Source organism: uncultured Shewanella sp., assembly GCF_947501665.1.
In the GTDB taxonomy this organism is placed as follows: domain Bacteria; phylum Pseudomonadota; class Gammaproteobacteria; order Enterobacterales; family Shewanellaceae; genus Shewanella.
Map to the genome: position 1 here is coordinate 21,887 of NZ_CANMWS010000005.1, position 13,515 is coordinate 35,401.

At 37.2% G+C, this 13,515-nt stretch carries 12 protein-coding genes; 4 read left to right on the plus strand and 8 right to left on the minus strand.

Features of this window, described 5'->3' with window-relative positions; genetic code table 11:
* Nucleotides 1-106: 106 nt before the first annotated feature.
* The 6 genes from Q0976_RS04725 to Q0976_RS04750 form a co-directional block, all read right to left on the minus strand.
* Nucleotides 107-1,195, minus strand: a complete 1,089-nt coding sequence (locus Q0976_RS04725; protein WP_299491540.1) for a pentapeptide repeat-containing protein — start codon at nt 1,193-1,195, stop codon at nt 107-109.
* Nucleotides 1,188-4,871 carry a DUF2169 domain-containing protein gene (locus Q0976_RS04730; protein ID WP_299491543.1) on the minus strand — a complete coding sequence of 1,228 codons (3,684 nt, stop codon included), beginning with the start codon at nt 4,869-4,871 and terminating at the stop codon, nt 1,188-1,190. Before Q0976_RS04730 ends, Q0976_RS04725 begins: the two co-directional genes overlap by 8 nt.
* 48 nt (nt 4,872-4,919) lie before the next feature.
* Nucleotides 4,920-5,615, minus strand: coding sequence for a hypothetical protein (locus Q0976_RS04735; RefSeq protein ID WP_299491546.1), 696 nt, complete (start codon nt 5,613-5,615; stop codon nt 4,920-4,922).
* A gap of 25 nt (nt 5,616-5,640) precedes the next feature.
* Complete coding sequence (locus Q0976_RS04740; protein WP_299491549.1) at nt 5,641-6,294, minus strand: hypothetical protein; 654 nt, start codon at nt 6,292-6,294, stop codon at nt 5,641-5,643.
* Between the two features lie 19 nt (nt 6,295-6,313).
* Nucleotides 6,314-6,997 (minus strand): hypothetical protein, encoded by a 684-nt coding sequence (locus Q0976_RS04745; RefSeq protein ID WP_299491552.1) that lies wholly within the window; start codon nt 6,995-6,997, stop codon nt 6,314-6,316.
* Between the two features lie 1,378 nt (nt 6,998-8,375).
* On the minus strand, nt 8,376-8,645 hold the full coding sequence (locus Q0976_RS04750) for a hypothetical protein (RefSeq protein WP_299491554.1): 270 nt from the start codon (nt 8,643-8,645) through the stop codon (nt 8,376-8,378).
* Nucleotides 8,646-8,848: 203 nt separating this feature from the next.
* Here Q0976_RS04750 and Q0976_RS04755 point away from each other — a divergent pair, with 203 nt between their 5' ends.
* Both Q0976_RS04755 and Q0976_RS04760 read left to right on the plus strand, forming a co-directional pair.
* Complete coding sequence (locus Q0976_RS04755) at nt 8,849-9,445, plus strand: TetR/AcrR family transcriptional regulator (RefSeq protein ID WP_299491557.1); 597 nt, start codon at nt 8,849-8,851, stop codon at nt 9,443-9,445.
* A 72-nt stretch (nt 9,446-9,517) separates the two neighbouring features.
* Nucleotides 9,518-10,141 carry a LysE family transporter gene (locus Q0976_RS04760; protein WP_299491560.1) on the plus strand — a complete coding sequence of 208 codons (624 nt, stop codon included), beginning with the start codon at nt 9,518-9,520 and terminating at the stop codon, nt 10,139-10,141.
* Between the two features lie 153 nt (nt 10,142-10,294).
* Here the strand turns inward: Q0976_RS04760 and Q0976_RS04765 are convergent, their stop codons facing one another.
* The gene (locus Q0976_RS04765; protein ID WP_299491563.1) at nt 10,295-10,759 is read right to left on the minus strand and encodes a macro domain-containing protein; all 465 of its coding nucleotides are present in this window, start codon (nt 10,757-10,759) and stop codon (nt 10,295-10,297) included.
* A gap of 25 nt (nt 10,760-10,784) precedes the next feature.
* Entirely contained in the window at nt 10,785-12,239 is a 1,455-nt protein-coding gene (locus Q0976_RS04770; RefSeq protein ID WP_299491564.1) for a hypothetical protein, read from the minus strand.
* A 525-nt stretch (nt 12,240-12,764) separates the two neighbouring features.
* On the opposite strand from Q0976_RS04770, the gene Q0976_RS24180 reads away from it, so the two are divergent.
* The gene (locus Q0976_RS24180) at nt 12,765-12,899 is read left to right on the plus strand and encodes a DUF5993 family protein (protein WP_366525068.1); all 135 of its coding nucleotides are present in this window, start codon (nt 12,765-12,767) and stop codon (nt 12,897-12,899) included.
* An 11-nt stretch (nt 12,900-12,910) separates the two neighbouring features.
* Nucleotides 12,911-13,480: a disulfide bond formation protein B gene (locus tag Q0976_RS04775; RefSeq protein ID WP_299491566.1), complete on the plus strand. Its 570-nt coding sequence runs from the start codon at nt 12,911-12,913 to the stop codon at nt 13,478-13,480.
* Nucleotides 13,481-13,515: the final 35 nt, after the last annotated feature.

Here is a 13,515-nt window from a genome sequence, read left to right on the forward strand (position 1 = left end):
CAATGAATAAACGACTGACTGAATCAATAAGCATTTTATAAAAACAAAAAACCTAATATCACTTTATCCTTTCATCTCCTACAAAATAGTATCAACATATTCTATATCAAGCCAGATAGTCCCGTTTCTTGTTATTTTTTATTTTCCTTATTTTCCATGTTTGCGCTTGTTGAAGTTCTGCATCCGTTCCACTACAGCTATGACGATTAGTCTCTCTCCAATTAATATTATCCTCTATCGTTAAATGAAATTTAGAAGAAAATATATCAGCATGATAAAAAGAACAATTTGAAAGATCGGCATGAGAAAAGTCGGCATATTGAGCTTTTACTCGACTAAAATCACTGCCAACCACTGTTGCACCTTGCCAATTTGACTGAGAAAGTTCAGCTTTAGCAAACTGCGCATTTCTTATACTTGCTCCTTCAAAACTACAGCCTAATAATGTCGATTGACTCAAATCAGCTTCACTCAAATCAGCCCCTTTAAAAACGCTATAAGACGCTTGCGCGCCGATTAAAGAGGCTCCCTGTAATTGACTATCAATAAAATAACAAGTTTCTATTCGGCAATAACTGAAATCAATCTGTTGTAAATCACAGCTATTGAGTTGTATCGCATAAAAATTAACAGCCTTAAATGAATTGCCTTTTAACACAGTGTTAGAAAGTGAACTTTTCTCTATAACGGCATGATCAAATACACAATCGATAACCTCAACCTCATTGGCGACGAATTTATAAAATTTAGCACCAACAAAGTTCACTCCATCCAATCGAGACTTCATCATAATCAACATAAATAAATTGGCCTTATGAAAATTAACCTGTTGATAAGTCGTTTCTTTAAAAGTAACCATATTTTGTTTAGATTGAGAAAAATCAAGGGCATCTAATTCACATTCAGAAAATACAGTTTGTTCTAAAACAGAAGCATGTAAGTCCACTTCTTGCAATTGGCATTGATTAAACTCCACCATATTCAAATCTGCTTTACATAAAGAAACCTGAGTAAATTGGCAATGAACAAATCGAAGACGCTTCAATTGCGCATGAGAAAAATCAACATTAATAAATTGGCATTGATTAAAAAATATCTGATTTAATGGGATATCAGATAAAGAGATATCTTTTATCACTTCCTTTTCAAACGAAAAAGTCGTTTTTAATGCTTCAACAAACTCAAATTTATTCATCAATGTAAGCCTCTTTCTGTGCAAGTAATGTCCTTTTAAAATTACTTCCTGTCATTGAATTATTACCCAGAGTCACTTTATAAAGATCGGCATTATATAAATTTACATATTCTAATTGAGCAGACGTTAACAGCGAACGCATAAAGTTAGCCTCCATAGCATCACTGCCATTAAAATTCACTAAAGTAAAATCACTCCTTATGCATTGAGTCTTTTTTAAATTTACCGCTTCAAAATTAGCTTCTCTTGCTAATACTTGATTAAAACAAGCAGATCTTAAATCGCTTTCACTTAAATTAGCTTGATATAATTCAGCTTCTGAAAAGTTTGATTTCATCAAATAAGCCCCATTAAAATCAGCATAATTTAATTTTGCTTTAGCAAAACGAGCATTCTCAGCATGAATAGAAGAGAAATTTGCCATATCCAATTCAGCCTCCCAAAAAAGGGCTTTTGTTAACCTAGCCCCTTGCCACTGGCTCTTTCGAGCCGATGCTTGAAATGCTTTCATTTTAGTGCCATCAATATCCTTTAATTGCGCATTCTCAAATATCGCATTGAGAAAAATCCCTTTTGATAAATCACTACCATTAAAACAGCAGTCTGAAAAATCTGCCCCAATAGCCGATATTTGATGTAACCTAGCTTGCATCATTACACTACCAGTAAAATTCGCCCCCGTTGCCATAGCACTAACAAATTGAGTCTTGGATAAATCAGCATGTTTAAAACTGGCATCCACTAACATCGCCTTGTCAAAAGACGCACCTTGAGCTTGCGCATCATTGAGGATCAGTCCATCACCAATAATGTGGTTAAACTTTGCATCCGTTAAAATGGTTTCTGATAAATCGGTATCAGACATTATCGATTTAGAAAAATCAACGCCAGATAAATCTAACCCTGATAAATCAAGCCCTGATAAGTCTTTCTCAATCATATCCTTATTTACCATCTTATACTGAATAACGTCTTCACGGGTCAACGGACTTAATGGCAATACAGCATTCTCTGGGGACATATTTGCCGCGTCCATTTTAGCTTCCGACTGCTTAACAAAATCCATTAACTCCCCCATACCAGATTGGAGTTGGCCCCCCCCTTTCTTGATATTCTCTAACGTTACCGGATCATCAATATGACGACGACTGGATTGCACCACATCATCCAACTTACTCGATGCTTGTTTCATGGCTTCACTTAAAGGCATAGGTTTTGAGTGAGACAAGCTCAATTGAACTTTTTCTTGCAACGTTTTTTTCGCACTGGGGCTAGCAAAATCACTTAGCACTTTTTCTTTACTTTCAGCAAATTTATCAGCCATAGCTTGTGCTATCGTTTGCCCTGGCTTTATTCCCATATTAGATAAACTGGATTGATATTGTTCATTGACCATGTTTTCAACATTAATCGCTGGTAAATACGATTTTGCTTGTCGTTTCGCTTTTTGACTTGCGGTCAGACTGTTCAAAGCTATCGTTTTGTCATTCTGCTTTAAATAAGGTAAAAACCAATCGACAAGATCTATGCCTTCTTTATAAGCATTTTGAATAACTAAATCATTTTGTAAACTGAGCCATTCCCCTTTAGGAAAAACCACTTCCCATTCCTCTGTGTTCTCTACCCCTTGAGTAAAGATAAACACTTGACTGGCTGCTTTGACTGCTTCTTTAGCTTCATCTGACAAATTATCTGTTGGTGAAGACAGCTCAATAATATTGGCATAAGGCTGTAAATCTTGCTCCAATAACCAAGCAATCACTTTGTCCTGACACAGTAAAACGGGTTGGCCCACAACAAGCTCTGAATACCATAACTCTGGCTCACTGCCTTCAATAATAATATTATTCGTCGAATCAAATAATTGTTCTCTACTATGTAAAGCGGTAAATAATCCATTTGAGTATTCAGCAAGTAACCAGCCTTTGGGAATACATATATCTTTGATATCATCCAGTCCCCACTCTTTACCAGAAAAAAACTGCGGCTCATTAATATAAACCAGCATGTGTTTTTTTATCGCAACTTGTCTAAAACCATAACCTTTAAGTATGGGGATATAATTCGTTAAATTAAGCTGGGCAAGCCCAATGATTTGACTGGCTTTATCATGCCAAGGCTGTTTACTGGAATTTGACTCTAATGTATTTATCGCCATTTCAACTTTTTTCAGCCCTTCAGCATACTGCTTTTTAATATCAGGCGACTCTGACATTGGAATTGGAGGGATTGGTATGGCTCTCGCTTGTTTAATTATCTGCTGATTAACCGCTTTATAAGACTGCTCGAATTCACTAAATTGCGTTTTTGACGCTTTGATTTTATTAATACTATTTTCTATTTCCGTGAAAGCGGATTTAGGCACGGGTAAACTTGACAAAGTTCCTTTCAATTTTTCAAGCTTAACAATATTACCATCCAATTTGGCAGGTACAGACTGAAATAACGTACTTGGAGTCATACTCGGTGATGGAATATTATCTGTTAATTGCGCCTGCTTAAATTCAAAATAACGGGGTAAATCTGACAAGTTTTTCTTAGCTTGAGCAAGTTCAGATAGCATGAGTTGCATTTGCTCTTTTGCCATTGTCACACTTTCCGGCTCATACTCTTTGCTAATTTGATAAGTACGAATGTATTGCGCATAATGCTCAATTGTTTTTGGTTGACTATCCACTTCCTCTGTCACTAATAACACATCACTCACATCCAATGCTTCTTCATCAACAATGGGAATACTGCCACGAAAAAGACGAATACCCAATTGATTATCAGGAAAAAACCATACCGTATCATTACGTAATAGCACCTCGCTGACTTTATATTCGATGTCAGAAGACACTTGCTCTGCTTCATTATTTGGATATTGATGGACTTTATGATTAACTTGCTGTCGAATAAAGGCTCGAGGCTGATAATAAGGTAAATGACCCGTAATTGATTCATGTTCAGGGTGTAAATTAATTAAACTGTAAAATTCTCCCCCTTGAAAATATGCACTGTGCCATTGATCTTGCGGGGACTGATTGAAAAACAGCCAATTAAAATCATTAGGAAAATGTGGCCACTGCTCTCTAAACCACACATCATCATACGTCCCTAAGCAGGCTTTCCTGACTGGGTGCTCAATGGCTAGTGGTAAAAAGGAAACTGGAGTCATCTTCTTCAAAGATAAATTTTCCGCCACTTCTTCATTGGCATAAACAATATTTGGCAGTGGCGCATTTTCCAATATTTGACTCACACCGAGGGTATTTTCTAAAACGGCCTCCCCCCCCCAAGTCACTTCCCACCTCAATGGCATTTTCGAAAAAAGCTTGGGCTTCGAAGGCACTAATTTATCTTTGACTGACATCCAATGGCGCTCACCATAAACATCTAAAGTCTTCTCCTTCCCAGCCAATGAAACCGATACTCTAACTTGCTGGCGAGGTGCATTCCCAGAATAAGCATGACCTGACACTAACCATTCAGCATTAAGCTTAGGCATTCCGCTATCAAACACTTGTCCTTGTAGACTGTCATTTATCCACTGCCACAATTTCTGTTCACTAACCGACTGACTCGGATTAACTAAATCAAAACCTAAAATCATAGTGACCGCAAGATGCGGACAACCCTTTATATCAAACGGTACAAGTAAAATACCATGATCATTACTTTTTATAATCCGCACCCAACACTCCAACCAATCATCGTTTATCGTCAAAAGCTTAAAATTTACTCATGCAAAAGTCGTTAGCTGTGCCTCTAGCATAGAAATAACCGTTGTCTTGACTTTATTCGTAAGGACTTCACTGGAAGCATTCGCTGCTTTTACATCAAGGCTTAAATTATTAATATGGTTAACACCCGAAACTAACTCATTACTCATTGTTTCTACTCTATTGACACTTTGTTTTTGCTGTACAACAGCTGAAGAGATTTCGCTTTCGGCTATATTGATCTCATTTGATCTCAGCGACAAATTCTCACTCATTAATGTCGCTGTTTCAGTTTCAGCATCAAGCTTAGTCACAAAATCTTCCCACGAATTTATAAGCGCTTCCTTTCTCAATGCCAATGCGGCAGCATCTTTACCTTTGGCAGTATACTGCTGTAAATTAATCGCCTTAAAATTTGGACTAAAAGAGAGTTTTTTCACCGAAAAGCCGAACTGGCCGCCCACATTAATACCCGTCTTCATTCCTACAATCAAATTTGATTTTAATCCGACGGCGGCCCACCAGCTTCCTCCCGTACACAGCCAACTGACCGAACCTGGAGTGAGTTTATAAGCCGTTTTCACACTCATTTTCCAGCCTTTCACCCCAGCAAAATTTTTGGTATTACTATAACCTGTTTGAGAGCCTTCTCCTTCCGGATGTATGCTCGTCGGGCTCTTTTTATCAGGATCATTACCCTTAGAATCTGTTGGCATAATCAACTCCTTACTCTTAATGTCATTAAAGCATCATCAAATCAGAACAAGTAATATTGCTCGCGTTCGCAGTTGTAATAACCGTTTTGGTATTATTCAGTTGACTCTGAATACTTTTAGTCTGATTAACTAAACTGCCCGCCTTTTGATTAATATACCGCTGCATCCCAGTACAAAACCGATTCGCAGTCGCCGTTGTTTTTATATCAGAGCTTACGGCATCAGCTTTATTCATAACAGTATCTTGATAACTGACACAACTTTGAAAACGATTCTTATTAACTTGAGTTATCGCCAACGTGTTTGTCACTTTTGAAACAACCGTATCCCAGTTTTGGTAAATCAGCTTACTTTTTTCAAGCGTCATTTTTTTTTCATCAGCAGCAGCTCGTTGTTTTTTAGTTGCTTTTACCTCAAAAAAATCTTTAGAAGAACCAAACTTCCACAAAGACAGAGAAACTTTTAAAAACATATAAAGATTAACAGAAGAGGTCACAGAGACCCCGCCATCAGCACCTAACGTCCCAGAACTGTATGCCCCTAATGTTACATAGTTTTTTGTACCATAAGTAATATTATAAAAAGACTGCGCTTTAAAATTAATCCCATTATATGTTGGCGTTCCATTTTGAACTTGGGGACCGCTACCTGTGTAATCATAACCTTGTGAATAGCCCATAATATTTTTCCACTAATTATTAATTAAACATGTGAACACTAGAGCTCGCTATGTTGGTTATTGCTGTGCTTAATTCTGATTCAATATCGTCAATCGTATTAATCGCACTCTCGACTTGTGTATTCAATTGCTCCATATGACTAGTGACTGTATTTTGGCAATTAGCAGTATCATCTATATGTGTCGTTAATTGTCTTGCCTCCAATGCGACACTGCTGGCTCGAGTATTCACCGCTTGTATACTGTCATCCAATGCATTTAACCGACTCAACTCTGTTTCATTATTTTTTACTATCCCACGAAACTTATTGTAAACACTTTGCATTTCATTAGCACACACCTCCATTTTTTTTAAAATAGCCTTTTCTTCCCCTGCAGCAACTTTTTGCTTTCCCGGTTTTAATTCATAAAAGCTTTCAGTCCATTTCTGCTCCGCCAAAGACATCGTTGCACTTGGAATATAAGGTGATATATTGGCTGATGTTTCAACGCCAGTCACCACAGAGTTTCTCGCCCCAACACAAAAATTGGCGCCGCCACCGAAAGTGACATAAGTTTGCGATCCAACCACATAACCCACCACATTATTGGCTCTAAAAGTGGATCCCTTTTGTTTCTTTTTTGCTGTGGCGTCCTGTCCTGTTTGCATTAAATTATTCGTTAATGTTTGTAAATCATTATTTAGCGTACTCCAAAAACTCATAATGCCTCCTGATACAATCAGTGATATAAAAAAATGAACAATACATAAATTAAAGTATTAATACTTGAAGTAAGGAAAATGATTAATACATTCATAAATGAGTGAATCACCACTAATAACAAGCTATAACCTATTCCCATCAATGGGGAATATCAAGTAACACTGCAATACCAGTATGTAAATGAAGAGAGTCGATTAAATATTAACCAGATTTGTAAGCAACATAACAATGTTATGATAAATTTTCATTCATCTGCACACCAAAAGGCAACAACAATATAAATACCATTAAATGCAATAGCTTAATGAAAAACAATATCACCTCACACTTGAGGAGGCGGGATAAAAACACATTAATATTAATCTATCTTAATGAAATAAAAATAAATATTTATGAACCTTTCAATTTACCCATGTAAAGGCTGAATCTGCTTTCTATAAAATAATTCAATAACCTTCATTGATATTTATATTAAATAACATTGAATATTTAACGTTTAATTAAACCCTCATTTATAAAAATACAATACTCACAATCTGTATCCATTATAATTATATATAAAATAAATTCTTTTACACATATGACAGAAAGTCATCACTGGATAATATAGTATGAGATGGGTTTAAATATTATTATCTCATATTCTCATTAATAAAAAATCAATAGAAAGAGAATAAACTCATGTTTATACCCATTTAATATCATCATCAGGTTAACCTAAGGTAAGCAGCAGAGCAGGTTCAATAACACAAAAAAATATCGATATTTTAAATCCTCAATCATATTTATCTAAACTAACCTGAACTCGGGAAAATGAGTGTCAAAGAACATTAATAACCTATTTAAAGTCAATTGATTGGAATTATACCCGTTATTTTTATTGTTTAACTTGGCTAAATACCGCCATTTTTGTCTATATCAAGGCGGGATTTCGTGTCTAATAGTGGTCTATTAGTAAAAAACACAACGTAGATAAGGGCAAAAATAGCGTTATTAAGCGACGCTGCTTATCCCGAGTTCAGGTTAAACTATGCTCATTTAAAAAATAGCAATACTCTCTTATCAAAGAAAACCACTAACAACGCAATATATTCAGCGGCCATGGATAACATATTGCACTACAGTTACAGTGTGCAAACGAATAATAAACAGCTTTCGTGGCAATACGATATTTCGATTAATCGAGTCAATTGAGAATGACATTCAATTTATCGCCAGAAATATGTTGGTCGAACCTAATGAACGCTCCCATTTAGGTGCTGGGGGCGATCACAAGCCTACAAAATAAAGGCACGGAGTGCTTAAAGCATCTTTAGCCTTGCTCATCACAGTAATAAGAATTATTCCTCTATAGTGATGAGCAATAAATGGCTTAATTTACTGCACCTTATTTATTTCATTATCGATAATCGCTCTGACACGGGGTGACTTAACCTCAAAATGTTTCAGTAACCCTAACTCACACACAGGAATGAGCGCCGCTTTGAGATCCTTTACCGCCTCTTGATAAGCCATAGAGTCTATTGCTTCATCATCAATAATCTCAATATTAGCAATTAAAGCCCCCACCGTACCTTTTCTTATTTTTACGCCATTTTTAAACGCAAAAAAGTCTTCATTATCAGCAAGCATATCTTCAGGTTTCATTTCTGCTCTCCTCACCTTCTACGGCCAATAAATAAAGGGAATACCCAAGCATACCGATTTTATGTCGGCGACACTCAGGTAACTGAGAAGGATATTCATAAAACTAATCAATTAACCGTTCGGTCAATATTAAATATATACCGGCCTGACCGCTCGGTCAACAAATCATGCTATTCTATCTATAGCTAAATCAATGGAGAGGAATGATGAAAAACAAAAATGACCTTGATAGCAATAAAGTCAAAATTTTAAATGAATCAAAGAAACTCTTTGCAGAAAAAGGCTTTGATGGCACATCCATTGGACAAATAGCCCAAAAAGCAAATGTCGCCAAAGGACTCATTTTTCATTACTTTGATAATAAGGCTACCTTATGGAGACAAGTCAAAGAAACCATTATCCTATCGGATAATCAAACAGAGTCCCTTGATGTAAAAAATGGCTTACTGGCATTTTTAACGCAATTAGTGAATGCAAGAATACACAGCTATAGCCAGCACCCCGAGCTTGTACGAATAATGTTATGGCAACACCTACAAAAAGATAAAGATCAACTTGCAGGGATTGAACAACCACTGTATTCCCCAACCCTCTGGCATCCAAGTATTATAATGCTTCAGCAAAAAGGTCAGTTGCGAACGGATATGACAGTTGAAATGATCATCGTGTTTATCGCCAATAGCATCAGCGCCATATTCGCTCAAGATTATTTTGAGATCAGTCACGATAAGGCACAATTACAAACATACCAAGAAAAAATCATTGATTGCCTTTATCAAGCGTTAAAAGTCAGACTGTGAGCTTTTTTTGACTGGATTAGTAGCATAATGGTAGGCTCGTTCAATGAAAATTAGTTTTAAGGCTGTCTCTTTATGCATGATTACTTCTTTTTACTGCCTATCTTATTGTTCCTATTACTTGGAGTGATGAGCCCAGGTCCCAGTTTTATTTTTGTCGCTAAAACGGCAATGGCTCAATCTCGACAACACGCCATCGCTGCCGCAATAGGGCTTTCAACAGGTGCAGCTCTTTTTGCCATAATAGCCGCATTGGGTCTCTTTGTTATATTAAATCATATACCTTGGCTTTTTATCGGCATCAAAATGTTAGGCGGTGGCTATTTATGTTATTTAGCGTATAAAATGTGGCAAAGTAGGCATGAACCGATGAGCCACTCTAATACAACGTCTTCAAGCACAAGTCTATTAAAAATGTTTTTTCTGGGTTTATTAACCCAATTAAGTAACCCTAAAACAGCCATTATATTTGCCAGCGCTTTTGCTGCTTTTCTGCCTAACACCTTACCTGATTATAGCTACTCTTTAATCACTTTAAGTGCATTTATTATTGATTGTACTTGGTATATCTTGGTCGCAGCGCTGTTATCAACCCCTAGCGCACAACATACCTTTCAAACGTTTAAACATCAAATTTGCCAAGCCGCTGGTGCAATGATGGGATTTATGGGAATTAAACTATTGACAAGCCACTCATAATATTGGCCCTAACACTAAGAGCTGTTATTATTTTTTGACGGTTTATGACGCCTAGAACTCACATGTTTTAATCAAGGCTAGAGGGTTGAGACTTAACCCTCTTTCTTGAACTAAAAGACTCTCAACAAAGAATAAAACACATTGAGACCGATCTTAGTGACAACGGGATTGATAATGAACTAAAGTATGATTTTCATTACTTAATGCCGCATCAATTATAGGAGCAATACGATCCCAGTCCCCCCCAGCCAGTCCAGCTCCAATTAACGGGTAACCTATTTTCAAGCCAGAAAAATCCTGTTTTACTGATGTAAAAACTTGATGGATGGCATCATAATCGGCATTGATGCCATTACCACTCCATTTAAATTGCGTATAAGCATTCACAATAATAAAAACGTATTGTTGAGTCATCACTTTCGCACAAGAATAAGTACCAAGTTTTGCTAAATCTCCTTTCTTTGTGTGTCGATCAGCTGCAAACGCTTGTGGAAACTGTAATCGTATTTGGCTCGCTATTCCGGCCCCCATAGTACAAAAACAATTACAGCCGTGAATAATGACATCAAACTGTCCTTCTTTAGCCAATTGCAGTAAATCACCAGAAACAATATTCATATTAACTCATATCAATGTGTTCAAATCACTCCCCAGGCAAAATCCGCACTAGTCCTAATAATGTTCCTGACACCACTTGACCATCATGGCCTATTTGCGTCGCTGCGTAGGTTGAATTATAACGTACTCCATAACCCATAGGCACTTCAACGACCGTTTCTCCACTATCCCAATCAAAGCCCAATAAGGTCCACTTGGCACGACGTTGTCCCCAACAATAAGCAATATTTGAAGCCACACTCATGGTTGGAATGCCGTTAGGGCAACTTTCTTGATTAGCCCAATTACTGATGACTTTTCGAGATCCCGGATCCCAACTGAATTTTTCAACCCCAAAAGGGGTATTGAACCCTAAATTAGAAAACAAAACTGTCATGGCGCCCGCATTAGGATTATCAAGCCAATCAGAAGTATCCAGACTGTACTGGTTATCCACCACCATTGCACTATAGCCCCGCACTAACACCGATTGCTCAGAAACACTTCGAGTGGCATCATCTAAACCAAATGTAATAGGAAACTCTGCTGCAATGCGACGATCTTTCCCTTCGCTAATGGACATCCAACCATCTGGGATCTTATCTCGCCATACCAAAACCAAATTCATTAGTTCACTTCCATCAGTAAATACAACAAATTTATCCTCACCTTGTCTACCCATTAATGTGGGTGTAGAACCCGACCCTGTTCCCAAACGACCAGGTAAGGGCTCATCAGGTCCAGATTCATAATCGGTGCTCCATAACAAATCAAGTTTAACTCCATCCCATTGCACACGATGAATTTGCTTATTCGTTAACACGTAGATACCACCCTCTTCATCAATTGCAATAGAGTTTGACACACTTTGATCTACGCCTATGGATAATGCAGTATAAACACTAAAATCTCGACTCACTACCACCAACAATCCTGCCGATGTCGTCATCGCGATAAAGCCATCATAAGTCATATTAATTCCCACAATATGCTCATCTGTAGTCGTCAAATATGCTTGAGGAATACTAAAATCATCTTCTAACACGATCCCACTTTGACCTTCATTTTCACTCCGTGAAAAACGAGATAAAGTCAGCTCTCGAGGTGAAAAAAACTTACCTTCAAAATCAACCAAAGTATAAGCCCCTGAAATACTATTTTCAGGTTGATTTAACGCTTGAGTCGCTAACTTGTTAATACCACTTCCTTTTAAATCGGCCTGATAAACGGATTTAAATGTCGACCCCCATACCAAACTTTGATTCGAATTTGACGAAGTATAAGCTAATGTAATAGAAGGCCAAGCAGGTTGCCACGACACTTGTACATGTTCATTCGGCTCTATCCCCTTTAAAGGTGAAGAAGCTTGATTATACGGATTTCGATGGGACATCGGCCAAGGAGAGTCGGCTAAATACAGATTAATAGGGGGTTCATCGTCAGCAAAACATGTTGTTGCAATAAATAGCAAGATAATAAAAAATAAACGCCTTAAAAGCATAACATCCCTGTTACAATATCCACTCATCATTGAGATCCTTTTATACTCACTACTGGTCTAAAACAAAGATTTGTCTAAATTAACCTTTGGCAATAACCTCATCGAATAACAAAAAGCTGACAGTAAATTGAGATATAAAATCACACAACACAACTTCTACTGCTTGAAATAACACATTCGATACTAAAAACCGACTCAATCACTTATGAACTCGTGTACTATAAATGTTATTTCAGCCTAAATTGATATTCGAATAAAGGAGTCTAAATCTCATTTAAGGCTAGTTTGTCCTCGCTTATTTCGCCATTTTTGAATGATGTTCAATCCTTTTAGAAAGTGCTAATAAACAAAGTTATCAAACAATGTTAAAACTTAACATGCGCAAAGCGATTGCATAAACCTATAGGCTTCCTTTCTACCGCTAAAATCTCATCCCTTTCCCTATCCATTAGCTAAAACCCGCTATACTCAATCAATAGACGACTAACCTGACAGCTGACGGCCATGCAAGTCACTATTTTTTCAATGATCACAATAACAGCACTACTGATTTTATTTAAACAAACTAAACTCGCTTATACCTTATTTATGATCATCACTATTCTGATTTTAATCTGGTTCGCACATCACTCAACTGACTCACTCAATATTAACCTCTAAGGGCTGATTTCATGCCGAGTATGTACCAGGCCTATCTCAATAAAGGTATTGCTTTTCTCGCATGGGGAGAATGTATTGGCGTGATATTAGTATTAATCACCGCGTCTATTTTACAATTTTACTTTGAGGAGTTACCTTGCCCTTTATGTTTATTGCAGCGCGCAGCAATGATACTGATGGTACTCCCGATCCTGCTCAACCTGAGACATGAGCGGCACATTTTTAATTACACTCTGTCAAGCTTAGGCGCATTACTATTAGGCGGTATTGCCATGCGCCAAGTCTTATTACACATCAATGACCCCCAAGGCAGTGGCTACAGAAATATCTTATGGGGCTTTCATTTATACACTTGGGCCTTCATTATGGCCGTCATCATCATCGCTTATAATTGCATCGTATCTTCAGCATTAAAAGAGTATAGAGTGCCCTATCTTTACTACCAACATCCTCAAGGAAAAAAAATAGTTATCACCACCATTCTATTGTTTATTTTTACGGCAGCATTGAATGTCATAACCGTATACTCGGAATGTGGTTTTAAACAATGCCCAGATAACCCGACTCATTATATTCACTGATAATCAATAGTATGACTATTGTCAAAGATTGAGGG